The organism is Kitasatospora sp. NPDC088783, assembly GCF_044750705.1.
GTDB lineage: Bacteria > Actinomycetota > Actinomycetes > Streptomycetales > Streptomycetaceae > Kitasatospora > Kitasatospora fiedleri.
In genome coordinates this window covers 47,155-71,151 of record NZ_JBIVKJ010000023.1, presented here as the reverse complement: position 1 = coordinate 71,151, position 23,997 = coordinate 47,155, and the positions used below count along the sequence as shown (strand labels likewise).

General features: G+C 73.8%; 21 protein-coding genes. 1 reads left to right on the top strand and 20 read right to left on the bottom strand.

The annotated features are described in order from the left end of the window. Positions 1-1,185: 1,185 nt before the first annotated feature. From dprA to proS, 16 genes are all read right to left on the bottom strand, one after another. Positions 1,186-2,487: a DNA-processing protein DprA gene (gene dprA, locus ACIP60_RS35325; RefSeq protein WP_400692784.1), complete on the bottom strand. Its 1,302-nt coding sequence runs from the start codon at positions 2,485-2,487 to the stop codon at positions 1,186-1,188. Positions 2,488-2,993: 506 nt separating this feature from the next. After that, the gene (locus ACIP60_RS35320; RefSeq protein WP_400692782.1) at positions 2,994-4,667 is read right to left on the bottom strand and encodes a YifB family Mg chelatase-like AAA ATPase; all 1,674 of its coding nucleotides are present in this window, start codon (positions 4,665-4,667) and stop codon (positions 2,994-2,996) included. Next, positions 4,668-5,138 carry a YraN family protein gene (locus ACIP60_RS35315; RefSeq protein WP_400692780.1) on the bottom strand — a complete coding sequence of 157 codons (471 nt, stop codon included), beginning with the start codon at positions 5,136-5,138 and terminating at the stop codon, positions 4,668-4,670. 276 nt (positions 5,139-5,414) lie between these two features. Next, a complete protein-coding gene (locus tag ACIP60_RS35310) occupies positions 5,415-5,741 on the bottom strand; it encodes a DUF2469 domain-containing protein (RefSeq protein WP_030458804.1) in 327 nt (108 codons plus the stop codon). 56 nt (positions 5,742-5,797) lie between these two features. Then, on the bottom strand, positions 5,798-6,271 hold the full coding sequence (locus tag ACIP60_RS35305) for an NUDIX hydrolase (RefSeq protein WP_111556233.1): 474 nt from the start codon (positions 6,269-6,271) through the stop codon (positions 5,798-5,800). An 82-nt stretch (positions 6,272-6,353) separates the two neighbouring features. Beyond that, complete coding sequence (lepB, locus tag ACIP60_RS35300) at positions 6,354-7,100, bottom strand: signal peptidase I (RefSeq protein ID WP_400692777.1); 747 nt, start codon at positions 7,098-7,100, stop codon at positions 6,354-6,356. A 182-nt stretch (positions 7,101-7,282) separates the two neighbouring features. Beyond that, positions 7,283-8,200, bottom strand: a complete 918-nt coding sequence (lepB, locus tag ACIP60_RS35295; RefSeq protein ID WP_400692774.1) for a signal peptidase I — start codon at positions 8,198-8,200, stop codon at positions 7,283-7,285. A 203-nt stretch (positions 8,201-8,403) separates the two neighbouring features. Continuing rightward, on the bottom strand, positions 8,404-9,513 hold the full coding sequence (gene lepB, locus ACIP60_RS35290) for a signal peptidase I (protein WP_400692836.1): 1,110 nt from the start codon (positions 9,511-9,513) through the stop codon (positions 8,404-8,406). Continuing rightward, positions 9,497-10,375 (bottom strand): signal peptidase I, encoded by an 879-nt coding sequence (gene lepB / locus ACIP60_RS35285; RefSeq protein ID WP_400692770.1) that lies wholly within the window; start codon positions 10,373-10,375, stop codon positions 9,497-9,499. The genes lepB (ACIP60_RS35290) and lepB (ACIP60_RS35285) overlap by 17 nt, the downstream gene beginning before the upstream one ends. Positions 10,376-10,440: 65 nt before the next feature. Beyond that, positions 10,441-10,791 (bottom strand): 50S ribosomal protein L19, encoded by a 351-nt coding sequence (gene rplS, locus ACIP60_RS35280; RefSeq protein WP_099902885.1) that lies wholly within the window; start codon positions 10,789-10,791, stop codon positions 10,441-10,443. A gap of 156 nt (positions 10,792-10,947) precedes the next feature. Further along, positions 10,948-11,766 (bottom strand): tRNA (guanosine(37)-N1)-methyltransferase TrmD, encoded by an 819-nt coding sequence (gene trmD / locus ACIP60_RS35275; protein WP_400692833.1) that lies wholly within the window; start codon positions 11,764-11,766, stop codon positions 10,948-10,950. 5 nt (positions 11,767-11,771) lie between these two features. Further along, on the bottom strand, positions 11,772-12,419 hold the full coding sequence (gene rimM / locus ACIP60_RS35270) for a ribosome maturation factor RimM (RefSeq protein ID WP_400692767.1): 648 nt from the start codon (positions 12,417-12,419) through the stop codon (positions 11,772-11,774). 201 nt (positions 12,420-12,620) lie between these two features. After that, the gene (locus ACIP60_RS35265; RefSeq protein WP_014138265.1) at positions 12,621-12,860 is read right to left on the bottom strand and encodes an RNA-binding protein; all 240 of its coding nucleotides are present in this window, start codon (positions 12,858-12,860) and stop codon (positions 12,621-12,623) included. 2 nt (positions 12,861-12,862) lie between these two features. Continuing rightward, positions 12,863-13,291, bottom strand: coding sequence for a 30S ribosomal protein S16 (rpsP, locus tag ACIP60_RS35260; protein WP_014138264.1), 429 nt, complete (start codon positions 13,289-13,291; stop codon positions 12,863-12,865). Positions 13,292-13,614: 323 nt separating this feature from the next. Then, on the bottom strand, positions 13,615-14,193 hold the full coding sequence (locus tag ACIP60_RS35255; protein WP_030458815.1) for a hypothetical protein: 579 nt from the start codon (positions 14,191-14,193) through the stop codon (positions 13,615-13,617). 421 nt (positions 14,194-14,614) lie between these two features. Then, complete coding sequence (gene proS / locus ACIP60_RS35250) at positions 14,615-16,027, bottom strand: proline--tRNA ligase (RefSeq protein ID WP_400692762.1); 1,413 nt, start codon at positions 16,025-16,027, stop codon at positions 14,615-14,617. 289 nt (positions 16,028-16,316) lie between these two features. Here proS and ACIP60_RS35245 point away from each other — a divergent pair, with 289 nt between their 5' ends. Continuing rightward, positions 16,317-17,132, top strand: a complete 816-nt coding sequence (locus tag ACIP60_RS35245; protein ID WP_400692760.1) for an SAM-dependent methyltransferase — start codon at positions 16,317-16,319, stop codon at positions 17,130-17,132. 27 nt (positions 17,133-17,159) lie between these two features. Here ACIP60_RS35245 and ftsH read toward each other — a convergent pair whose 3' ends face one another. From ftsH to ACIP60_RS35225, 4 genes are all read right to left on the bottom strand, one after another. Continuing rightward, positions 17,160-19,064, bottom strand: a complete 1,905-nt coding sequence (gene ftsH / locus ACIP60_RS35240) for an ATP-dependent zinc metalloprotease FtsH (RefSeq protein WP_400692757.1) — start codon at positions 19,062-19,064, stop codon at positions 17,160-17,162. Between the two features lie 99 nt (positions 19,065-19,163). Beyond that, entirely contained in the window at positions 19,164-19,688 is a 525-nt protein-coding gene (locus tag ACIP60_RS35235; protein WP_400692754.1) for a GNAT family N-acetyltransferase, read from the bottom strand. Between the two features lie 99 nt (positions 19,689-19,787). Next, positions 19,788-21,347, bottom strand: a complete 1,560-nt coding sequence (ffh, locus tag ACIP60_RS35230) for a signal recognition particle protein (RefSeq protein WP_400692752.1) — start codon at positions 21,345-21,347, stop codon at positions 19,788-19,790. A 102-nt stretch (positions 21,348-21,449) separates the two neighbouring features. After that, positions 21,450-23,882 (bottom strand): [protein-PII] uridylyltransferase, encoded by a 2,433-nt coding sequence (locus ACIP60_RS35225; RefSeq protein WP_400692749.1) that lies wholly within the window; start codon positions 23,880-23,882, stop codon positions 21,450-21,452. Positions 23,883-23,997 lie beyond the last annotated feature (115 nt).

Sequence of the window (23,997 nt, the reverse complement as noted above, 5' to 3'; positions counted from 1 at the left end):
GCCCGGGGCAAGGGCGGGCAGTGGCACCGACGGTGGCGCGCCCTGCCCGGTGGCCGGGCGCTCACCGAGGTTCCGGTCCGGGGGTTCCGGCGAGCGCGCGGGTGGTGGTCCGCCCGCCTGCCTGCGGACCTGGGGGCTCCGGACGGACGAGTCCTTCGCCTTCGCCCGCGCGCCCCGCTTGGCCTGACCGCGCGCCGACCGCCCGGCTCCGGACGGAAGCTGAGGCGAGACCGGGGGCTCGGCGGTGGCTGGTCCGGAGCGCGACCCGTCGACGCCCCACTCTCCACCGTCCCGCTCTGCCCCACCCTGCCCGCCACCGCCCGGGGCACCGCCGCCCGGGGCGCTGCCGGGCTGCCCGGCACCGCCCTGGCCGCCGACCTTCACGCTCCTGGTCTTGGCACCGGCGGACTGGGCACCCGTGGACTTGGCGCCGCCCGCCATGGTCGGTCCGATCGTTCGGGCACCCGTGCCGGTCACCGCACCGGTGTCCTCGGCCCCGAGCGATCGCGGCTTCGCCGCCACGCCGGGCGGTGCCACCTGTGGGCAGGGCAGCACCTGGCCCGGCCGGTCGGCCGGTGGGCGCACCGGGCCGGGCCGGGCCGCGGGCCCCGACGGGGCCGGTGGGCGCGGGAGGGGCGAGGACGGGACGGGACGGGCCTGGGGCTGTGGGGTCGCGGCCGGGGCGCTGCCCGGCCTCGTCATTCCCACGACTCCCGAGGATCTGGGCCGCAGTTCCGCGGTGCTGTGGGTCTCGGCCCCCGTCCCGTCCGGGGACCGACCGTCACCGGTCACCCTGTGTCCGGGAATGTGAGTGGGCATGCGTTGGTCTGCGCCGTTCTGCCGAGTCATGTGCTGATAGGGACGCCATAAGCGAGCGTAGCGTGACCGAGTCGCTGCACAGTGCTACCGCCACTCGGGCGTCGCCCGATCCGGTGGCAGCAAAGGGCGGCACCGGCGCGTCGCGGGCGAGTCTCCGGCGCGCCCCGGACCCTCTCCGCCCGGCCGACCCGTTGACCGGCACGGACCTGCGCGCCACCTCCGGACGGCCCGGGTCCGGCCCTCGTCGCGGCACTCCGACCGAACCGGCCGGTCCGCCATCGTCCCTCAACTCAGCCTGCATCACCTCCTGTTGACCGATTGACCCGTTCGGAGCCCCGCAGCCTGTCCGGCTCTGCCCGGATGCGGTCACTTCCGACGTACCAGCCTCCAGTGCGCTCCGTGCCGCTCGACGAAGCCGAGCGAGCTCAGTTCGTGGAGGTGCTGGACGGTGGTGGCCTCAGAGAGCGCCGCGTAGTGGGCGAGCCGCTGGACCGGCGCGCCGTCCGCGCTCGCCGGGACGGCTTCCAGGACCCGGGCCACCGGTGGTTCCAGCGCGTCCCGCGGCAGGATCGGGCCGACCCGCTCCGGCGCCAGGTCGGATCCGATCGCGCCGATCAGCTCGCCCACCTCGGCGCCGCTGGTGACCATGGTGGCCGCCCCGCTCCTGATCAACGTGTGGACGCCTGCCGAGAGTTCGGAGGTGATCGGGCCGGGGATGCCCATGGTGTGCCGGTTGAGGTCGCGGGCCCGCCGCGCGGTGCTGAGCGCGCCGCTGCGCGGTGCGGCCTCGACCACCACCGTGCCGCGGGTGAGCGCCGCTATCACCCGGTTCCGCAGCACGAACCTGAACCGGGTGGGGTTCATCCCGAGCGCCAGCTCGCTCACCAGCAGCCCGTCCCGGCCGATCCGTTCGATCAGCGACTCGTTCCCGCGCGGGTAGCAGATGTCGACGCCGCTGGCGAGCACGGCGATCGTCATTCCGTTGACCGCCAGCGCCCCGAGATGCGCGGCGGTGTCCACCCCGTACGCCGCACCGGACACCACCACCCAGCCGCGCTCGGCCAGTTCGGAGCCGAGCTGACCGGCGACGTGGCGCCCGTACGCGGTGCAGGCCCGCGCCCCGACGACGGCGACCGACCGCAGCGCGAGCAGGCGCAGCGACGGCAACCGCTGTGACGGCAGGCCGCGGACCCACAGCCCGATCGGGCGGCTGTCGCCGAGGTCGTCGAGCTGGGAGGGCCACTCGCTGTCGCCCGGAATGATGAACCTCCCACCGAGCTTGGCGATCCGTTCCAGGTCGGTGACCGGGTTGAACTTTCGCAGCCTCTCCTGGTAGGCGGTGATCCGGTCGGCGCCGAGCCCCAGCCGGTTCGCGGGTGCTCCTTCGTAGAACCCCTGGACCAGCCCCACCACGCCGTGCCGTTGGACGGCTCGGCCGATCGCGGCGTCACCCGGTTCGATCAGTCGGGTGAGCGCCGCCCGGGAGATCCGCTCGGGCTCCGGTGGATCGGGCGGGACCGTCGGCGCGGCCCACGCCGTGGGCCGGATGACCCGGTGCTCGACCCGCGCGGTTCCGGCGGGGAAGGCGCGCTCGGTGGCCGCGACCGGCGGTGCGCGGTGTACGGCCTCGGGGCGGTCCGCGGCAGTCGGGGTCGGGGTCGGAGCCATGGTGCCGGGGCCGTCGGCTCCCGGTGCGGTCCGGACCGGTTCCGGCGGTCCGTGACGTGCCCGGTGCACCACCGGTGGATCGCCGCCACGGACCGGCTGCCGGAGTCGTTCGCCACCGTCGCACGCCGTGCGGGTGCCGGCCTGGTCGGCTGGGGTGTCAGGCAGGTTCGGCAGGCCCGAGCGGCCGGGTGTCCCGCCCGACCCGGTGCCGTCCGGGCGCCGCCAGTGGTCGGGGCCTCCGTCGCCGGATCGTGCGGTGCCGAACCGGTGGGCGGCGCCGCACGGTGCGGGCCGGTCGGCCGTCGGCGCTTCCGGTGGGACGGCGGACCGGCCGGTGTGGTCGCGGGGTACGGGGTGTGCGGTCATCGGTGCTCCTTCTGTCTGTGCCGTGCTCTGCCTCTGCCGCGCTTTGCCTCTGCCGTACTGGGTGGCCGAAGGGACGACCCGCCCGTCGGCCGGGTCCGCTCCGCTGCCGGCGCCTTGCCACCCCGGCAGGTGAGGCCGGGTCAGAACACTTCTCCCGGGTCGGTGTCCGCGTCCGCGCCCGCGTCGGTGTACGGGTAGCGCGGGTCGTTCCTGCGGTCGGTCGGGCGGAGGACGCGCTGGACCCCGGTGCGGAGGGTGAGCGCGGTCTGGACGTCGGACCGGTTCGGGCAGTTCCGGCCGGCCAGGTCGGCGACCGTCCAGGCCACCCGGAGGACGCGGTCGAGGCCGCGCGCGGTGAGCAGGCCCCGGTCGAGGTCACGTTCGGCGTCGGCCAGCGATCCGGGTGCGAGTTGCCAGCGCGTGCGCAGTTCGTGCCCGGGCACTTCGGCGTTGGTCCGCCACGGGGTGTCGACGAGGCGAGCGGCGGCCCGCGCCCGGGCCTCCCGCACGCGTGCGGCGACCGTCGCCGTGCTCTCGGCCTTTCCGCCTCGCTGCATCAGCTCGGCCTTGGTGACTCCGGCAACCTGCACCTGGAGGTCCACCCGGTCCAGCAGCGGACCGGACAGCCTGGCCTGGTAGCGGTTGACCATGACGGGGGTGCATTCGCATCCTTCTCCTCTCAGTGAATAGCGGCCGCAGGGGCAGGGGTTGGCGGCCAGGCAGAGCAGGAAGCGGGCGGGCAACCGCATCGAGCCCGCGGCTCTGGCGATCATCACCTCCCCCGACTCCAGGGGTTGGCGCAGCGCGTCGAGGACCCGGACCGGGAATTCGGGCGCCTCGTCGAGGAACAGCACGCCGCGGTGGGCGAGGGAGACGGCCCCGGGCCTGGGCAGTCCCGTTCCGCCGCCGATGATGGCGGGCATGGTCGTCGAGTGGTGCGGGGCGCAGTAGGGCGGGGTGTCGATCAGGGGGCGGTCGGGTGGGAGCAGGCCGGCCACGGAGTGGATCGCGGTCACTTCGAGGGCTTCGGCGGGGGTGAGCGGTGGGAGCAGGGCCGGGAGCCGTTCGGCCAGCATCGTCTTGCCGGCTCCCGGTGGGCCCTTCAGGTAGAGGTGGTGGCCGCCCGCTGCGGCGATCTCCAGGGCTTGACGGGCCTCGTACTGCCCGGCCACGTCGGCGAGGTCGGGGCGGAGGGCCGGTTCGGAGGCGAGGTCGCGGACGCCGAGGCCGGGCAGCAGCAGTCCGGCGAACGAGGAGTCGGGGCGGCCGTTGGGCGGGTCGGGCGGTTCGTCGGGGACGGGGGCGTGGGTGAGGAGCGCGATGAGCTGGCGCAGGCTGCGCACTCCGAGGACGGAGACGCCGGGCACCAGTTTCGCTTCGGCGGCGGTCTGCTCGGCGACCACGATCTGCCGGTAGCCGGCGTCGGCCGCCGCCAGCACCGCGGGCAGGACTCCGCGCACCGGGCGCACCCGGCCGTCCAGTCCGAGCTCTCCGATGATCAGCAGGCCGTCGATCGACGCGGGGTCGAGCCGTTCGGCGGCTGCCAGGACGGCGCAGGCCACCGCCAGGTCGTACCCGCTGCCGCTCTTGGGTACGGAGGCCGGGGTGAGGCCCACGGTGAGTTTCCGCAGCGGCCATTTCTCTCCGCTGTTGGACACGGCGGCGCGGACCCGGTCGCGGGCTTCCAGGAGGGCCTTGTCGGCGAGGCCCACCAGGCTGAAGGCCGCGAGTCCGGGTTCGAGGTCGGCCTGGACCTCGACCACGACGCCGTCCACGCCGACCAGGGCGACCGAGCAGGTGCGGGCAAAGGCCATTCACACCGCCCCGCGCAGGTGCTCGACCGCGGCCGCGCCCCGGCGGGGGTTGACCACGGCGACCAGGTCGATGCGGATGCCGCCGGGCGGCGGCGGGGCCGGCCCGCCGCTCTCCGCGTCGGGCTGCGGGTCGGCGCCCCCGGCCCGTTCGACGGCGAGCACGAGTCGGGAGAAGTGCACCGGCCAGCGTTCGGCGAGCCAGCGCTCGGCGAGGTGGCGCAACCGGTCGGCCTTGGTCTGGTCGATCGCCTCGGCGGGCTGTTGGAAGCCCCGCTCGGAGCGGGTCTTCACCTCGCAGATCGCGAGGGCGTCCCCGTCGAGCGCGACGATGTCGAGCTCGCCGTCGGCGCAGCGCCAGTTGCGTTCCAGGATGTACAGGCCGTCCTCGGCGAGCCGGCGGGCGGCGACCTCCTCGCCGTAGCGTCCGAGGCCGTTGGTGGAAATCTTGTTGGGGTTCTGCACGGCAATCACCTCCGGCCGGAAGGTTGCCGTCAGGCGCCGGGGGCGGGCCAGCGGGATCGCCAGACCTGTGGATAACCCGGGCCTGTGGATAACTCAGGTCACCCGTTCGAGCGACAAATCGAAAAATGCGCTGGACAGTGCCCGATCAGCACGGCCAATCTCGGTGGCCCGGGCACCGCCGCAGCTCACGGAGGTGCGACGGCCCTGGCAGGAGGGCACGGTCGGCCGTGCCGTCCCCGCCGGGCACCGGGCCCGAGGGAGACCGGCCGCCCGGCCGCGGGGTGGTCAGTTCCCGAAGGCGGAGTCGTCCGAGGGCAGCTCAAGATCGCTCTTGGCCAGCTCCTCGATGTTCACGTCCTTGAACGTCAGCACACGGACCTTCCGGACGAACCGGGCCGGTCGGTACATGTCCCAGACCCAGGCATCCGCCATCGACACTTCGAAGAACACCTCGCCCTGCACGGAGTGCACCTGGAGGTCGTAGTCGTTCGTCAGGTAGAAGCGACGCTCGGTCTCGATCACGTACTTGAACAGGCCGACGACATCCCGGTACTCCCGGTAGAGCTTCAGCTCCATCTCGGTCTCGTACTTCTCGAGGTCTTCGGCACTCATTCCAAGCGTCCCCTCACTCGTCACGTCCACCCCATTGTGGACCACCGGACCCGCACTCAGAGCCTTACTGGTGGTTCTGGCGGCCCTTCGGTCAGAACCCGTTCCACCAGTTCGGCCAGTCCGCGCGGGTGGACGGTCTCCCCGGTGGTCCTCAACTCGTCCGGCGTCCACCAGCGGACGGCCAGCAACAGCGCGTGCTCGTCCGCTCCACCCTCCGTCAGTGACACGGCGGTCCGTGTGGTGCGGGCCAGCCGGAACCACTGCTCCTGTCGGTACTCCCTGCCCCGGAAGGAGAACTCCGCCGTGCCGTACCCGACCAGCGGTCCCCAGTCCACGTCCGTCAGCCCGATCTCCTCGGCCAGTTCGCGCCGGGCCGCCGCGGCCGGGCTCTCGCCCGGCTCGATGCCGCCGCCGGGCGTGATCCACCAGGTGGTCCCCGGCGCGGCCGGGTCCGTCCCGCGCAGCAGCAGGACGCGCCCGTCCGGGTCCAGCAGCAGCACCCGAACGGCTCGGCGGTGCTCGACGGCCATCTGGTTCAGCTCCGTCCTGAGGCACTGGGCGCGCCTCCTGGCCGGTGGCGGCGCCCGGGCCGGCGCGCCGCCGGCCCCGGGGTCAGGCCCTCCGCCGTCGGCCCCGCAGCCACCGGGTCAGCGAGACCGCCCAGCCCGCCGCGGAGGCCGCCACGATCAGCACCGCGCCGCCGACCGCCGTCCAGGCGGCGGGCAGCAGCGGACCGGCCCGGTGCGCGCCGGGCGCGCCCAGCGCGTCGAAGGCCGGGACGCGCCGCTCCAGCCCGGCCCGGGACAGCGGCTGGATCACCGCTTCCACCCTCGCCTTCACCTCGGAGGCGGGCACCGAACCGAAGGCCACGTCGAGGTGGCTTCGCGAGTCCAGGGAGTTGCCGCGGAAGTCGCCGAGCAGGAACAGCCGCCCCTCGGGCACCGTGACCGAGAACTCGGTCGTGTTCATCCGGACGGGGGCCAGGTAGGGCTCGGACACCTGGTGCCCGTTGACGGTGATCCGTCCTTCGCGGTCACCGGAGACGGTGTCGCCGCCGACCGCGACCACGCGCTTCACCAGGGTCGCGTCACCCCAGTCCTGGTCCTGGAAGACCACGATGTCGCCGCGGCCGGCGGATCCGCCGGTGCGGGCCAGGACGGTGTCGCCGGACTCCAGGGTCGGGCTCATCGAACCGGTCGGAATCCGGTAGGGCCGGTACTGGACGGCGAGCACCCCGAAGCCGCCGACCAGCATCGCGAAGCCGAGCGCGATCACCACGCCCTGCACGATCGACGCGGTGTTCCGGCGGCGGGCCGGTCCGGCCCCGGTGCGCGGTGTCCGCTCCGCGACGCTGCTCATCGGTTACGCCCTCTCCTGGTGCTCGGGCGCTCCGGCCGAGCGCTCTCGGCCGGTCCGCCCGCCGCCGGTCGACCGCCGGCCGGCCGGGGCCGGACAGCGCTGCGGGCCGTGGCACGTGCGAGCAGATTACTCGCCGGTACCACGGCCCGCGCAAGAGGCGTAGCCGACCGATCGCCCTCCGGTCAGCGGCGGCGCCTGCGCACCCACCACACGGCGGGGGCGGCGAGCGCCGTACCGGCCATCGTCGGAGCGAGCGGTCCGGCGGCGGCCAGACCCTTCTGGTCGAAGGTGTCCGGGACGGGCAGCGTCGCCCAGTCGCCGATCGGCCAGGCCACCACGAACGCGCGGCCGACCACGTTGTCGACCGGGACGGTTCCGCCGCCGGGCTGGTCCATGTGGTACCGCGAGTCCAGGGAGTTGCCTCGGTGGTCACCCATCACCCAGAGCCGTCCCTTGGGCACGTTCACCGGGCCGAAGGGCTTCTCCCCGCACGGGGTGTTGCCGGGGAAGATGTACGGCTCGTCGAGCGCGATGCCGTTCACCTTGACCGGGCCGGAGCCCTGGCACTCCACGGTGTCACCGCCGACCGCAATGACCCGCTTGATCAGGTCCTTCTCGTCGCTGGACGGCATCAGCCCGATGAAGCTGAACACGTCCTGCACGCCGCGCACGAAGGAGTTGTCGCTGCGCTGGGTCGGCTCGTCGTTCAACCAGCCGCCCGGGTCCTTGAAGACCACCACCTCGCCGCGCTCCGGCTCCGAGCCGAACCACGGGGTGAGCTTGTCGACCAGGACGCGGTCACCGACCTGGAGCGTGTTCTCCATCGACCCGGAGGGGATCGAGAACGCCTGGACGAAGAAGGTCTTGATCACCAGGGCCAGGATCAGCGCGATGCCGATCAGGATCGGCAGTTCCTTCCAGAAGGAACGCTGCTTCGGCGCCCGCCTGGACGGTGTCGCCGAATCCCCGGCGGCCTCCGCCCCCGCCTCGGCGTCCCGCTGGTCCTCGCCGCCACCGGCGGGCAGTCCCTCCTGGTTGCCCACGGGTTCCCCGTCGGGCTCCGGAGCACCTGAGCGGGCACCGATCACCAGATCCCCCACGACATCTCCTCCCTGCTGTGCGGACGCCTGTGCGCCCGCGCTCACGAGTGCCGCACAGCGGGCACCACACTCTGCGATCGATCGAAAACCCGCCTCTGGCTTGCCCACTGGGGCAGGCACGACACCAGGCCGGAACCGAGCACTTCACACTTCTCTATCACTACCGGTCGACGCGCCCGTGCTCCCACGCGCCGACCCGGATGTCAGTCGGCCACCGGCCCGCCCCTCCGGCGCGTGCCGCGGTACCGGGTGAGGAACGGAAGCACGCCCAACACACCCATAACGAGCGGGGGTTCCGCAGGAACCGGCCCGATGGCCGCCGATCCGGCCGCCCGCCCCGGCAGGGAGGAGAGTGAATCGGGAACGCCGAGTTGACCGAAGTGGGAGAGCGGCCAGGCCACCACGAAGGCGCGCCCGACCACGTTCCCCACCGGGATCGTCCCGGAGCCAGGATTGCCCATGTGGTAGCGGGAGTCGGCGGACAGGTCGCGGTGGTCGCCCATCACCCAGAGCCGTCCCTGAGGCACCGTCACCTTGAAGGTGATCCGCGAGGGCGAGTTGCCGGCCGCGACGTACGGCTCGTCCAGCGGCGTGCCGTTCACGCTCACCCGGCCGTGCTCGTCGCAGCACTCGACGGTGTCGCCGCCGACACCGATCACCCGCTTGATCAAGTCCCGCTCGTCGTCGGAAGGGAGCAGCCCCACCGCAGAGAACACCGACTTCACGTTCCGCAGCACGGGCCCTTCCGTGGACGGCTTGTGGTCGTTCTCCAGCCAGCCGCCCGGGTCCTTGAAGACCACCACCTCACCGCGCTCCGGCTCCGAGCCGAACCACGGGGTGAGCTTGTCCACGACGACCCGGTCGCCGATCCGCAGGGTCTGTTCCATCGAACCGGAGGGGATCACGAACACCTGGATCAGGAACGTCTTCATCACCAGCGCGATGACCAGGGCCACCAGCACGATCACCGGCAGTTCGCGCAGGAGGGAGCGACGGCTGCGGCGCGCGGCACGCTTGGCGGTGCGGCGGCGCTCGGCGCGGCCCCGGACGGGACGACTCGCCACACCGTCCGTACCGCCCGTGCCGGCGCCGACCGTACCGCTGCCGCCGTGGCCGACTGCGTCCTGCGCGTCGCCTGCGTCGTCTGCGTCGTCCGCGCCTTCCGCTCCCGTCGCGCCCTCCGTCCCGCCCGCGGGCGGCAGGTACACCGACCCGGCCCCGGACGCGGGGTCGTGGTCGGGGTCGACTCCGAGGTCGGAGTCGGACGGCCCGGCGGCAGCGGCGGCGGTCCTGGGTCTACCTCTGCTCCCCATGGCCACCGGTCCCCTCAATCGCGGCGAACGCCGCCGGTCGGTCGAGGGAGGTGGCGCGGCCGAGGGGGAACATCACCCAGTCCGCGCGGCCGATCACCTTGTCCTCGGGCACGGCGCCTCCGCCGGGCTCGCCGAGGTGGTCGCGGGAGTCCCGGGAGGCGCTGCGGTGGTCGCCCATCATCCACAACTTGCCGTCAGGAACCACGATGTCGAACGGTACCGCCGAGGGCGCGTCGCCGGGGAGCAGGTAGGCGCTCTCGTCCAGCGGCACGCCGTTGACGCTGAGCCGGCCGTCGGTGCCGCAGCAGGTGATCCGGTCGCCGCCGACGCCGATCACCCGCTTCACGTAGACCGTGTCACCGGCCGGGGCGAGGCCCGCGCCGGCCAGCAGCCGCTTCAGGCCGGACGGTTCGTCCTGGTACGGCAGGAAGGAGCCGATGCCGTCGAAGACCACCACGTCGCCCCGCTGCGGGTGCTTGCCGAAGGCGTACGCGAGCTGGTTGACCAGCACCCGGTCGCCCGGTCGCAGTGTCCCCTCCATCGAGCCGGACGGCACCGCGAAGGGCCGGACCACGAAGGCGTTCACCAGCAGCAGCACGACCACGCACACCGCCGCGATCCACAGCAGGTCCCGCGACCACCGCCGCCCGCCGCCGTGGCCGTCGTCCCCCGCGTCCTCGGAGCCGTCCTCGCCCGCCGGGCCTTCCGCACCTTCGGAGTCCGTGCCGGAAGCCGGGGCGGTGACGGTGGCAGTGCCGGTCGCCGCTCCGGGGGCGGAAACGGCGGCGGACCGCGGCGGCGAGTCCGCACCCGTGGGTGCGGGACTGCCGTCGCGGTCCGCTGGTGGCTCGTGCGTGCTCATCGGAGGTGAGCTTATCCCCCCGGTCTACACCGGTTGGAGGGCCGACCCCGGGTGAGCCTGCGCGATCACGCGTCGCGCTTCTCCTTGATCTTCGCGGCCTTGCCGCGGAGGTCGCGCAGGTAGTACAGCTTGGCGCGGCGGACCGCACCGCGGGTCACGACCTCGATCTTCTCGACGATCGGGGTGTGCACCGGGAAGGTGCGCTCGACACCGACGTTGAAGCTGACCTTGCGAACGGTGAAGGTCTCACCGATGCCGGCGCCGTGACGGCGGATGACGACGCCCTGGAAGACCTGGACGCGCGAGCGGTTGCCTTCGATGACTCGGACGTGCACCTTGAGGGTGTCGCCGGGGCGGAAGGCGGGGACGTCGGTGCGCAGCGAGGCCGCGTCGACAGCAGCGAGCTTGTTGCTCATCGTTGCTCTCCATCGCAGGCGCCACGGGCCGCCCACGGATATTCGTGTCAACTGGGTGGTGCTGCGGGCCGCTTCGGCTGGCGGTGAGCCCCCCGTGGCGGGGGCACCGGTCCACTGGCTCCCCGCGAGGGGAGCCGGGCGACAGACAGCAGTCGCCTATTGTTCCACAGGGTCGGCCACAGACCGAAATCGGCCGTCTGCCTCGTCCCAGGCCAGGCCGAGCACGCTGAGCGCTTCGCGCTCCTTCTTGGTGAACGCCTCGCGCTGCCACCGGGCCACCAGGTCCGGCCGGTTGGCGAGGGTGCGGGCGAACGCCTGCTCGCGCCGCCACTGGGCGATCTTCCCGTGGTGGCCGCTGAGCAGGACCTCCGGCACCTCCCGGCCGCGCCACTCGGCGGGCTTGGTGTACACCGGGCCCTCCAGCAGGTCGGCCATGGCCCCGGGGGCGAAGGAGTCGTCGCGGTGCGACTCGGCGTTGCCCAGCACGCCGGGCAGCAGCCGGGCGATCGCCTCGACCATCACCAGCACGGCGACCTCGCCGCCCGCCAGCACGTAGTCGCCGATCGAGGTCTCGACCACCGGCATCCGGGTCGCGGCCTCCTCGATGACCCGGCGGTCGATGCCCTCGTAGCGGGCGGGCGCGAAGGCCAGCCAGGGGCGGGCGGCCAGGTCCTGGGCCAGCTCCTGGGTGAAGGGGCGTCCGCTGGGGGTGGGCACCACCAGGGTCGGCACCTCGCCCTCGGGCCCGGCGGCCAGGACGGCGTCCAGGGCGACGCCCCACGGCTCGGGCTTCATCACCATGCCGGGCCCGCCGCCGTAGGGGGTGTCGTCCACGGTGCGGTGGATGTCGGTGGTCCAGGTCCGCAGGTCGTGCAGGTGGACGTCCAGCTGCCCGCGGGCCCGCGCCTTGCCGACCAGGGAGACGTTCAGCGGCTCCAGGTACTCGGGGAAGATCGTGACGACGTCGATCCGCAGGTCGCTCACGCGCCGCCGCCGTTCTCGCCGGAGTCCGAGCCGCCGTTCTCGCCGGCGTCCGGACCGGCGCCCGGGCCCGCGTCCGAGCCGTCGCCCGAGCCCTCCTCCGCATCCGCACCTGCCCCCGCACCCGCACCCGCGTCGGCGGCGTCGATCAGGCCGGGCGGCGGGGTGATGACGACGCGCTGCTCGTCCAGGTCGATGGTGGGGACGATCTGCTCGACGAACGGGATCAGCACCTCGGTGCCGTCGGGGCGCTGGACGGTGAGCAGGTCCTGGTACGGGAGGTGGAGCACCTCGGTGAGCTCGCCGACCGGGGTGCCGTCGGCCAGCACCACGTCCAGGCCGATGAGTTGGTGGTCGTAGTACTCGTCCGGGTCGTCGGGGGTCTCGTCCGGGTCGACCTCGGCGATCAGCATGGTGCCGCGCAGGGCCTCGGCGGCGGTGCGGTCCTTGACGCCGGCGAAGCGCAGCAGCAGGCGTCCGCTGTGCACCCGGCCGGTCTCGACGGTCAACGGTCCGATGGCGGCGGGGTCGGTGAAGAGGACCGCGCCGGGCCCGAGCCGCAGCTCCGGCTCGTCGGTGCGGACTTCGACACTGACGTCCCCCCGGATGCCGTGGGCGCGGCCGATCCTGCCGACGACGAGCTGCACGGTGATCGTTCTCCTGAGAGGTGATGGCACTGGTGGGAAGCGGGGAGCCCCCGGAACGGAGAGCTCCCGGAGCCGGGAAGATCCCGGATAGCGGGAAGGACCCGGAAACGGGAAGGACCGGCCGGGACGGATGCGTCCCGGCCGGTCCTGAAACCCGGTTGGCCGACCTGGCGGTCGGCGCCCTCGGCGGTCGAGCGGAGGTCAGCGGAGGCTGTCCACGTCGACCAGGTCGACCCGGACGTTGCGTCCGCCCAGGGCGCCGACCACGGTGCGCAGCGCGCGAGCCGTGCGGCCGCCCCGGCCGATCACCTTGCCGAGGTCGTCGGGGTGCACGCGCACCTCGATGGTGTGGCCGCGGCGCAGGTTCCGCGAGCGGACCTGCACCTCGTCGGGGTGCTCGACGATGCCCTTCACCAGGTGATCGAGGGCTTCCTCGATCATGCTCAGGCCTCGGTGGAAGCGGCCTCGGCCTCGTCAGCCTTGTCCGACTTCTTGGCCTTCGGGGTGATGGCGACACCGGTGGTGGCGTCCTCGAAGCCGGCGACGGCCTTGGCGAACAGGTGCGAGAAGTCCTCGACCTTGGGCTCGGCCACCTTCAGCGGCTCCGGAGCCGGCAGGCCCTTGAACTTCTGCCAGTCGCCGGTCAGCTTGAGGATGGCGAGGACCGGCTCGGTCGGCTGGGCGCCGACGGACAGCCAGTACTGGGCGCGCTCGCCGTCGACCTCGATCTTCGAGGGGTTGTACGTCGGCTGGTAGATGCCGATCTCCTCGATCGCGCGGCCGTCACGCTTGGTGCGCGAGTCGGCGACGACGATGCGGTAGTGCGGGGAGCGGATCTTGCCCAGACGCTTCAGCTTGATCTTGACAGCCACGGGTGTGGATTCTCCTGGTTTTGACGTGGGTGAGCAGCGCTCCGCCGCGTGGGGCTGCGGCGCGAGGTGCCGTTCAAGGGACACGCCAGCCGTTAGGAGAGAGGGTCCTGTCTAGGCTGCCGAGTACTCAGCCATCCATTGTGCCACACCGCCGAGGGCCCCCCGGACCGCGCCCCCGCACGGTCCGGACGGGACCTCCGGGTGCCGACGGGCCGCGGGCACCCCGCCCGCGGCCCGGTCGAGCAACGTTCCGGCCGAGCACCGTTCCGGTCGAACAGCATCCCGACCGAACACCGTCCCGGCCGGGCGTCGCCCGGAACGGTTCAGGCGATCTTGAAGGGCTGCTGGCAGGCGCCGCAGACGATCGAGGCCTGCGCCAGCACGGACGGGACGACGCGGACGTTGCGACCGCAGCCGCACACCGCCTTGACCCGGACGCCGCCGCCCGAGGAGCCGTGCCGTGCGGCCGGCCCGCGGAAGGCGCGGTGGTTGCCCTCGCCGGCGACGGCGAGCTGGTGCGCCCCGAGCGCGCGGTCGAGACGCTCGATGGTCTCGGCGTAGCGGTCGCGGGTCTCGTGCCCCATCGTCACCTGGGAGAAGCCGCTGCTGGCGTGCGGCTCGACCGGGTGGGCCAGGCCCAGCTCGGAGGCGAGCAGCAGGAAGCGGCGGTTGTGGTAGCGGCCGGCCCGCGAGGTGTCGCGGATCTCCCGGGCGGCGGCCAGGCCGTGGGCGGCCTCGTGCAGCAGTCGCTCGAAGTTGAGCTGGGTGCCGCAGGCGGACGAGGACTCGCCGATCAGCGCCTCGGGCGACGCCAGATCGGGCAGGTCCCGGTGGTGGGCCTGGATGTCACTCCAGGCGGCGGCCAGTTCGGCCGCGAGGACGAGGGGCTGTGTCGTGCTCACGCTGTACCAACGATGGAGAGAGAGGTGGTGTTCCGGCGGGCACCCAGGTCGGGGAATTCCCAGCGGACTCTCAGAAACGCACTTCCGCGCGCGAATTGCGCGGCTCCGGACTGACGCAAGACCAACCCCCTGCACGTATCGAACCGGCGGGTTTCGCCGGGCTCTCGGCATCCGCCGCGGAGCCCAACATCCCCACGACGGACGGCCCGCGTCCTGTCCGAAAATTGACAGGGCCACGGGCCGTACACCGTACCGCTTGTCGACTACCTCGGGGAGTTGACTGGTGAGTAGCTCAACTGCCGTGACGCGGACCGGGTTTCCGGAATTCGCCGGGAGAGCCGCCGATCGCGCAGTTCACGGGTCCGGGGCCGGCCGGGAACCGGTCCGCGGCCGCCCGGGAGGGGCGGCCGCGGCGGGCGGCTCAGTACGCGCGGGCGACCAGGGCGAGGTTGCCGGGCTGGTCGTCGGCGGCCGGCACGGAGCCGTCCTCGGCGATCAGGCAGCGCACCGAAACACCCTGCTCGGCCAACTTGGCCTCGCCCTCGGGGCCGAGGTCGGCCCAGGAGATCCGGCCCCAGCCGGTGGTGGCGGCCTCGGCGGCCTCCTCGATGGTCTTGACGTCCACGGTGCGGGCCTCGCGGCGCTCGCGGGACTCGCGCAGCAGCTGCGCCTGGTCCTCCTCCAGGATGCCGGGGACGATCGCGGCCAGGGAGTCGACCGTGACCGGCTCCTTGCCGCCGGCGATCCGGCGCACCAGCATCGCGGTGCCGGCCTCCAGGTCGCGCGGGCCGACCTCGATCCGCAGCGGGACGCCCTTGAGCTCCCAGTCGACGGCGCGGCGGCCGAACGGGGTGTCGGTGCGGTCGTCGACGACCACCCGCACGCCCGCCGCCTCCAGCGCGGCGCCGATCTCGCGGACCTTCGCCAGCACCGCGTCGTCGCCCTTGATGGCCAGCACCACGGCCTGCACGGCGGCCAGCCGCGGCGGGACCCGCAGGCCGTTGTCGTCGCCGTGGGACATGATCAGGCCGCCGACCATGCGGGTGGAGACGCCCCAGGAGGTCTGCCAGACGTACTCGCGCTCGGCGCCCTGCAGCTGGTAGGTGGTGTTGAACGCCTTGGCGAAGTTCTGGCCCAGCTCGTGGCTGGTGCCCATCTGCAGCGCCTTGCCGTCGCCCATCATCCCCTCGAGGGTGAGGGTGTTGATGGCGCCAGCGAAGCGCTCCTTGGCGGTCTTGCGGCCGAGCACCACGTCGATGCCCAGCACGTTGGTCATGAAGTCGCCGTAGACGTCCGTGTGGATCAGCGAGGCGTACGCGCGGGCGTCCTCGTAGGTGGCGTGGGCGGTGTGGCCCTCCTGCCAGAGGAACTCGGTGGTGCGCAGGAAGACGCGCGGGCGCAGCTCCCAGCGGACGACGTTGGCCCACTGGTTGATCAGCAGGGGCAGGTCGCGGTGGCTCTGCACCCACTTGGAGAAGTACTCGTTGATGATGGTCTCGGAGGTGGGCCGGACGACGACCGGCTCCTCCAGCTCCTTGCCGCCGCCGTGGGTGACCACCGCGAGCTCGGGGGCGAAGCCCTCGACGTGCTCGGCCTCCTTGGTCAGGTAGGACTGCGGGATGAACATCGGGAAGTAGGCGTTCTGCGCGCCCGCCTTCTTGATCCGCGCGTCCATCTCCTGCTGCATCCGCTCCCACAGGCCGTAGCCGTACGGTCGGATGACCATGGTGCCCCGCACCGGACCGTTGTCGGCCAGCTCTGCCTTGTTGATGAGGTCCTGGTACCAGCGGGGGAAGTCGTCCGCCTGGGGAGTGAGAACGGGTGCCTTAGCCATGGGCCGAATGGTACGGAAAACCGGGGCCGGACCGTGAATCCGTTTCGTCCCGGCCCGAAACCCCGCCCCCGCGCCGCACCGACCCCCGCGCCGCGCCGGACCGCGCCGCACCGGACCGCGCCGCACCGAACCGCGCCCGCGCACACCCCGGGGCGCACACCCGCGGCGCACGGATACCTGCTCGCACCCCTCTGGACGGCGGGGGCCGCCCGCTGTTCGCTGGGAGGGGGGCCGGGGGGCCGGGCTGCGGGGGCCGCAGCCGATTCCGAGGACCGAATGGGAGGCCGCGATGGCTTCAGCGCAGGTGACCGGCAGCACCGTGGACCGGGTCCGGACGGACGGCCCGGCGGGGCGCGGCGGTCGGGCGCGGGACTGGGCGGAGATCCAGGAGCGCATGCTCGTCCCCCTCTACCAGGACGTTTACCGGCGGTTGGAGGTCGGCGCGGCCACCAGTCTGCTGGGCGTCGGCTGCCGCTCCGGGCTGGCGCTGCTGCTCGCCGCCGGGCGCGGCGCGCAGGTCGCGGGGGTGGAGGCGGACGGCGGACTGCGGGAGCTGGCGGCGGCCCGCGGGTTGCAGGTGGCGCCCGGCGGGGGCGCGGCGGCCCTCGCCCGTTCGGCGCACCCCGTCCCCCGCCCGGCGCACTCCCTGGTGACGGTTTTCGAGCAGCCGCCGGTGCCCGCGCTGGTCGCCTGGTCGGCCGAGCGCACGCTGCCCGGCGGGCAGCTGGTGGTGGCCGCCTGGGGCCGGCCGGAGCGCTGCGAGAGCGCCGCCGTGCTGGAGGTGGCCCGCCGGCACGCGCCGCTCGACGCGCCGGACCCGTTCGCCGCGTCCGGCCCGGGCGCCCTGGAGTCGCTGCTGGCGGCGGCGGGGACGCGCCCGTCCGGGGGCGGCCGGGCGGCCTGCCCGTTCGCCTACGCGGGCCTGGACTCGGCGGTCCGCGGCCTGCTCTCCACCGGCCTGTTCGACCGGGCCGAGGCGGCCGCGGGGACGGCGCTGGTGGTCAAGGAGCTGGAGGAGGCGCTGCGGCCGTACCTGCGCCCGGACGGTTCGGTGCGGATGGCGAACGAGTTCCGCTGGGCGGTGGGGACGCGGCCGCGCCGCTGAGCGACCGGCCCGGAGTCCGGCGCGGGGTCAGGACCGGCCGAGCCCGGCCGCGGCGTACGCGGCGTCCTCGTCCAGGGTCTCGGCCTCCAGCAGGGCGGCGGCCAGCGCGTCGAGCCGGTCGCGGTGCCGGTGCAGCAGGGCGACGGCCTCCTCCCAGCACTCGGCGACGATCCGGCGGGCCTCCTCGTCGACCGCGTCCAGCGTGGTGGGGGCGGCGGCCAGGCCGTACGGGGACTGGCTGTCGTTGGGGACGGCGGTGACCCGGCCGACCCGCTCGCTCATGCCCCAGCGGCCGGCCATCGAGCGGGCGATGGTGGTGAGTTGTTCGAGGTCGCTCTCGGCGCCGGTGGTGACCACCCCGTAGACCACCTGCTCGGCGGCCATCCCGCCGAGCGCGCCGATGATCCGGCCGCGCAGGTAGGGCTCGGTGTAGGAGTAGCGGTCGGTGTCGGGGGTGGAGAGGGTGACGCCGAGGGCCCGGCCGCGCGGCACGATGGTGATCTTGCGGACCGGGTCGGCACCGGGTTGCAGCATGCCGAGCAGGGCGTGCCCGGACTCGTGGAAGGCGGTGCGCTCGCGCTCCTGCTGGGGCATCACCAGCGGGCGCACCGCGCCGAGCTGGACCTTCTCCAGCGCCTCGGAGAGGTTCGCCTGGTCGACGGCGTCCTGCTGGCGCTTGACGGCGATCAGCGCGGCCTCGTTGACCAGGTTGGCCAGGTCGGCGCCGGTCATGCCGGGCGTGGTGCGGGCGACGGCGTCCAGGTCGGTGCCCTCGGCGAGCGGCACCTGGCGGGTGTGGATCCTCAGGATCTGCTCGCGGCCGGCCCGGTCGGGCGGGCTGACGGTGATCCGGCGGTCGAACCGGCCGGGGCGCAGCAGCGCCGGGTCGAGGACCTCGGCGCGGTTGGTCGCGGCGATCACGATGACGCCCTCGGAGCCGGAGAAGCCGTCCATCTCGGTGAGGATCTGGTTGAGCGTCTGCTCGCGCTCGTCGTGGCCGCCCATGCCGCCACCGCCGCCGCGCTGGCGGCCGATGGTGTCGATCTCGTCGATGAACACGATCGCCGGGGCGACCTTGCGGGCCTCGGCGAACAGTTCGCGGACCCGGCTGGCGCCGACGCCGACGATCATCTCGATGAACTCGGACGCCGAGGCGGAGAAGAACGGCACGTCCGCCTCCCCGGCGACGGCCCGGGCCAGCAGCGTCTTGCCGGTGCCGGGCGGACCGGACAGCAGGACGCCGCGCGGCATCTTCGCGCCGAGCCGGCGGTACGCCTGCGGGTTCTTCAGGAAGTCGACCACCTCGCTGAGCTCGGCCTCGACCTCGTCGATGCCGGCCACGTCCCGGAAGGTGGTGCGCTTGCCCTGGCTGGTGTCCACCGGCTTCGGCGGGGCCTTGCGGCCGAGCGCGCCGCCGCCGATCCCGCCGGACATCCGGCGGGCGATCAGCACCCAGACCCCGATCAGCAGCAGCATCGGCGCCAGCGAGATCAGCAGGTTCGCCAGGAAGCTGCGCTGCTGCACCACCGGACGGGCCGTCACCTCGACGTTCTGCGACTGCAGGGTGCCCCAGAGGTTGTCGGTGGCGAACTCCGGCCGCTGGGTGGTGAACTCCGTGTAGTCCCCCTTCTCGCCGTCCGGCTTGGGCTGCTCGCTCTTGAGCGTGCCCTCGATGGCGTCGCCCTTGGCGTAGACCTTGGTGACGTTCCCGCCGTTCAGCTGCTTGGTGAACTCGGTGTACGAGATCGTGGTGGACCCGCCGTTGCCGAAGAAGCTCAGCAGCAGGTCCGAGAGCAGGAACACCACCAGCGCGGTGAGGATCAGGCCCGTCCAGCCGCCCGGCATCCTCTTCTTCGGCGGCGGAGGGGGCGGCGCCCCCTCGGACCGCCAGGGCTGGTCGGGGGTCTGGCGCGGCGGCACGGGGTTGCTCACCCGTCGGACGATACGGACCCCGGGCCCGCCGGACGGCGCGCAACGCCGCGCCCCGCCCCGGCCGGCCGCCCCGGTCGGCGCACCGGCCGACCGCCCCGGTCAGCGCACCGGCGTCGGCCACTCCTCCGCGGTCAGCGCGAAGCGCTCGTGGTCGCGCCAGGCGTCCTGGAGGAACAGCATCCGCGGCGTGAGCCCCTCGTGCCGGAAACCCAGCCGGCGGGCCAGCGCGATCGACCGCTCGTTGTCCGGCTGGACGTTGATCTCCAGCCGGTGCAGCCCCAGCCCGCCGCGCTCCGGCCGCGTGAAGCAGCGCTCCACCACCAGCCGCATGCCCTCCGACATCCGGCCGGTCCCGACGAACGGCTCGTACGAGTCGTAGCCCAGCACCCCGTTGCAGAACCGCGCCATCACGATGTTGGCCACGTTGCACTTGCCGACCAGGCCGCCGGTCTCGGTGTCGACGATCATGAACGTCCGCAGGCCCGTGCCCTGACGGCTCAGCAGGTCCGGCATGCCGTCCGGCTCCACCGGGTTCCACCGCCCGATGTGCGCGGCGGAGCGCCGCACCGCCTCGGCGTAGGGGACGACGTCATCGGGGCGGGGGGCTCGGATCGTCACGCGCATACGGGACATCATGGCGCACCCGCGCGCGGAAGCGCGGGCACGGGTGGCGGGGGCGGACGCGAACGGGGGCGCGGTTGCCCGCGCCCCCGGCCCCGCCGCCTACAGCAGGTCCTTGAACTCCTTGGGGAGCTGGAAGTCCGCCGGCCCCTGGCCCGGCTGGACGCCGAACGCGCCGCCGGACTGGGCGCCCTGGCCCGGCCCGAGGGCCTTGCGCTCGGCGGCCGCGGCCTCCTCCTGGGCCCGCTTGAGCGGGTTGCCGCTCTTGCGCTTGCCCTTGGCGACCGGGGCCTTCTTGCCGGAGCGCTTGCCGCCGCCGCCCATCCCGGGGATGCCCGGCATGCCGGGGATGCCCTTGCCGGAGGCCATCGCGGACATCATCTTGCGGGCCTCGAAGAACCGCTCGACCAGGCTGGAGACCTCGCCGACCTGGACGCCGGAGCCCTTGGCGATGCGCAGCCGGCGCGAGCCGTTGATCAGCTTCGGGTCGGCCCGCTCGGCCGGGGTCATCGACTTGATGATCGCGCCGACCCGGTTGACGTCCTTGTCGTCCAGGTTGTTGATCTGGTCCCGGATCTGGCCCATGCCCGGGAGCATGCCGAGCAGCTTGGAGATCGAGCCCATCTTCTGGACCTGCTCCAGCTGCGACAGGAAGTCGTCGAGCGTGAAGTCCTTGCCGCCGCCCTGGAGCTTGGCGGCCATCTTCTCGGCCTCGGCCTGGGAGAAGGTCTGCTCGGCCTTCTCGATCAGCGAGAGGACGTCGCCCATGCCGAGGATGCGCGAGGCCATCCGGTCGGGGTGGAAGGCGTCGAAGTCGTCGACCTTCTCGCCGTTGGAGGCGAACATGATCTGACGGCCGGTCACGTGGGCGACCGAGAGGGCGGCGCCGCCGCGGGCGTCGCCGTCGAGCTTGGAGAGCACGACGCCGGTGAAGTCCACGCCCTCCAGGAAGGCCTGGGCGGTGGTGACCGCGTCCTGGCCGACCATGGCGTCCACCACGAACAGGACCTCGTCCGGGTCGATCGCGGCGCGGATGTCGGCGGCCTGCTGCATCAGTTCGGCGTCGATGCCGAGGCGGCCGGCGGTATCGACGATGACGACGTCGTACTGCTTCTGCTTGGCGTACTCGACGGAGTCGCGGGCGACCTGCACCGGGTCGCCGACGCCGTTGCCGGGCTGCGGTCCGTAGAAGGCGACGCCGGCCCGCTCCGCGACGACGCCGAGCTGGGTGACGGCGTTGGGGCGCTGGAGGTCGCAGGCGACCAGCAGCGGGGTGTGCTTCTGGCTCTTGAGCCAGTGGCCGAGCTTTCCGGCCAGCGTGGTCTTGCCGGCGCCCTGGAGGCCGGCCAGCATGATCACGGTCGGGCCGGTCTTGGCGTAGCGCAGGCGGCGGGTCTCGCCGCCGAGGATGCTGACCAGCTCCTCGTTGACGATCTTGATGATCTGCTGGGCGGGGTTCAGCGCGCCGGAGACCTCGGAGCCGAGGGCCCGGTCCTTGACCTGCTTGATGAAGGCGCGGACCACGGGGAGCGCGACGTCCGCCTCCAGCAGGGCGATCCGGATCTCGCGCGCGGTGGCGTCGATGTCCGCCTCGCTGAGACGGCCCTTGCCCCGGAGGTTCTTGAACGTCGCTGCGAGGCGGTCGGAGAGAGTGTCGAACACGTCGGTCGCGGGTCCCTTGCGGCATCGAGTACGGGTACTGTCGTCGCCCCAAGGGTAGCCGTACCCCCGGCGGACGGTCTGCGCCCCTGCGCGAACCGCGGGTCAGGGGGTCTCCAGGGCGGCCCTGACCACCCGCGCGACCTCGTGCGCGCGCTCCCGCTCCAGCGGCCGGCCGTCCGGCGAGGTGAGGTAGAAGGCGTCGACGGCCTCCGCGCCGAGGGTGGAGACGTGCGCGGTGCGCACCCGCACGCCGGCCACGTCCAGCGCCCGGCCGATCCGGTGCAGCAGGCCGGGGGCGTCGTGCGCGCGGACCTCCAGCACGGTGGCGGACCGCGAGGCGGCGTGCGGGGCGACGGTGACCACCGGCGGCGGGGTGCTGATGCCGCGGCGGCGCGGCGCGGCGGCGTCGCGTTCGGCGAGCTTGCGGGCGACGTCGAGCGAGCCGTCCAGGGCGCGGCGCAGGTCGGCCCGGAGCCGGGCGGCCTCGGGCAGGTCGCCGTACTCGGCGGCGACCGTCCAGGAGAGCAGCAGGACGGGTCCGGCGCCGACCGGGTCGAGTTCGCGCAGCCCGGCCTTGCGGACGGCGAGGCGGTGCACGGCGAGCACCCCGGCGACGGTGCCGAGCAGGCCGGGGCGGTCGGGGATGGCCAGGGTGAGTTCGACGCCCATCGGCTCGGTGCCCTGCTCCCCCGCCGGTTCGGGGTGGGCGGCCAGGGTGAGCGCGGGCCCGCCGGTGCGGGCGGCCTCGACGGCCAGGCGCTCCTGGTCGGCGGTGACCTCGGGGTCGGCGGCGGGCGGGCTGGTGTCGCCGGCCAGCCGGGCGGCGGTGCGCTCGACCAGCGTGGCGACCAGCGAGGCGCGCCAGCTCGACCAGGCGGCCGGGCCGGTGGCGGTGGCGTCGGCCTCGGTGAGGGCGTGCAGCAGTTCCAGGTGGGTCTGGGTGCCGACGGTCTTGGCGATCAGGTCGGCGGTGGCGGGGTCGTCGGGGTCGCGGCGGGTGGCGGTGTCGACCAGCGTGAGGTGGTGGCGCACCAGCAGCGCGAGGGTGTCGGTGTCCTGCCGGTCGAAGCCCATCCGGACGGCGACGTCGCGGACGATCACCTCGCCGGCCTCGGAGTGGTCGCCGGGCCAGCCCTTGCCGAGGTCGTGCAGCAGGGCGGCGACCAGCAGCAGGTCGGGGCGGGCGGTGCGGCGGGTCATCGCGGCGGCCCGGACGGCGGTCTCGATCAGGTGCCGGTCGACGGTCCAGCGGTGCACGGCGTTGCGCTGCGGGCGGCAGCGGACCCGCTCCCAGTCCGGCAGCATCCGGCTGATCAGCCCCTCGGCCTCCAGCGCCTCCCAGACCGGCAGGCAGGCCTCGCCCGCGCCGAGCAGGGTGACCAGCTGGGCGCGGGCCTCGTCGGGCCAGGGCACCGGCAGCGGCCCGGTCTCGGCGGCCAGCCGGCGGACGGTGGCGTAGCCGACGGTGAGCCCGGCCTGGGCGGCCGCGGCGGCGGCCCGCAGCGGCAGCACCGGGTCGGCGGCGGGCCGGGCGGCGTGGGCCAGCACCGCCTCGCCGTCCTGTTCGACCACGCCCTCGGCGAGCGGGCGGCGCTCGGGCGCGTCGGGGCCGATCGGGGCCCGCCGGGCGCCGTTGAACGGGAAGCCGAACCGGGCGGCGCGGCGGGCCGGGCGGCGGCGCTCGGCCAGCACCCGGTCGACCGAGCGCCAGGTGACGTCGGAGGCGTACGCGACGGTGCGGGCCGCCTGGTAGACCTGCCGCAGCAGGGTGTCGGCGTCGAGCACGCCGAGCCGTTCGGCGACCTGGTCCTGGTCCTGGAGGGAGAGCCGTTCGGTGGCCCGCCCGGTGGTCAGGTGCAGCGCGTCGCGGACGTCGGCCAGGGTGCGGGCGGCGGCGTCCAGGCCGTCGCGGGGGGCGTCGGCGAGCCAGGTCGCGGCGACCGCGTTCAGCGCGACCAGGTCGCGCAGGCCGCCGCGGGCCTCCTTGAGGTCGGGTTCGAGCAGGAAGGACAGCTCGCCGTGGCGCTCGGCCCGGGCCCGGCCGAGCTCCTGGAGCTCGGGGAGCCGTTCGGGGGCGGCGGCGCGCCAGTCGGCCAGGACGGCGGAGCGCAGGTCGGCGGTGAGCTGCGGGTCGCCGGCCAGGTGGCGGGCGTCGAGCAGGCCGAGCTGGGCCTTGAGGTCCTCGGCGGCGACCTTGCGGGCCTCGCCGGGGGTGCGGACGGCGTGGTCGAGGGCGACGCCGCTGTCCCAGACCGGGTACCAGATCCGTTCGGCCAGGTCGGCGGCGAGCGGGCCCTCGTGCAGCAGCAGCAGGTCCAGGTCGCTGCGCGGGGAGAGTTCGGCCCGGCCGTAGCCGCCGACGGCGACCAGCGCGGTGCGGGCGGGGGCGCCGGCGGCCCGGTAGAGGGCGGCCAGCCAGTCGTCGGTGAGCCGGGCCAGGGCGGCGCGCCGGCGCGGGCCGGTGGTGTCGGGGTCGGCCAGCAGGCGGGCGCGCTCGGCGGGGTAGCCGTACTCGGCGGGGTCGGTGCTGCTCACGTCTGCTCCCGGTGCGTGCGGGTGCCGGATACGCCTTCGGCGGACCTGCCACGGGGGCAGGTCCGCCAGGAGGGTTTCAGCGGTGGATCAGGGTGGATCGGAGGAGGGGCGGGCG

Excerpts from the sequence above, each read along its gene's own strand:
- dprA (WP_400692784.1), bottom strand. The coding sequence starts at position 2,487 with ATGGCTCCGACCCCGACCCCGACTGCCGCGGACCGCCCCGAGGCCGTA.
- ACIP60_RS35320 (WP_400692782.1), bottom strand. The coding sequence starts at position 4,667 with ATGGCCTTTGCCCGCACCTGCTCGGTCGCCCTGGTCGGCGTGGACGGC.
- ACIP60_RS35310 (WP_030458804.1), bottom strand. The coding sequence starts at position 5,741 with ATGAGTGCCGAAGACCTCGAGAAGTACGAGACCGAGATGGAGCTGAAG.
- ACIP60_RS35305 (WP_111556233.1), bottom strand. The coding sequence starts at position 6,271 with ATGGCCGTCGAGCACCGCCGAGCCGTTCGGGTGCTGCTGCTGGACCCG.
- lepB (WP_400692777.1), bottom strand. The coding sequence starts at position 7,100 with ATGAGCAGCGTCGCGGAGCGGACACCGCGCACCGGGGCCGGACCGGCC.
- lepB (WP_400692836.1), bottom strand. The coding sequence starts at position 9,513 with ATGGGGAGCAGAGGTAGACCCAGGACCGCCGCCGCTGCCGCCGGGCCG.
- lepB (WP_400692770.1), bottom strand. The coding sequence starts at position 10,375 with ATGAGCACGCACGAGCCACCAGCGGACCGCGACGGCAGTCCCGCACCC.
- rplS (WP_099902885.1), bottom strand. The coding sequence starts at position 10,791 with ATGAGCAACAAGCTCGCTGCTGTCGACGCGGCCTCGCTGCGCACCGAC.
- ACIP60_RS35265 (WP_014138265.1), bottom strand. The coding sequence starts at position 12,860 with ATGATCGAGGAAGCCCTCGATCACCTGGTGAAGGGCATCGTCGAGCAC.
- proS (WP_400692762.1), bottom strand. The coding sequence starts at position 16,027 with ATGGCTAAGGCACCCGTTCTCACTCCCCAGGCGGACGACTTCCCCCGC.
- ACIP60_RS35245 (WP_400692760.1), top strand. The coding sequence starts at position 16,317 with ATGGCTTCAGCGCAGGTGACCGGCAGCACCGTGGACCGGGTCCGGACG.
- ACIP60_RS35235 (WP_400692754.1), bottom strand. The coding sequence starts at position 19,688 with ATGCGCGTGACGATCCGAGCCCCCCGCCCCGATGACGTCGTCCCCTAC.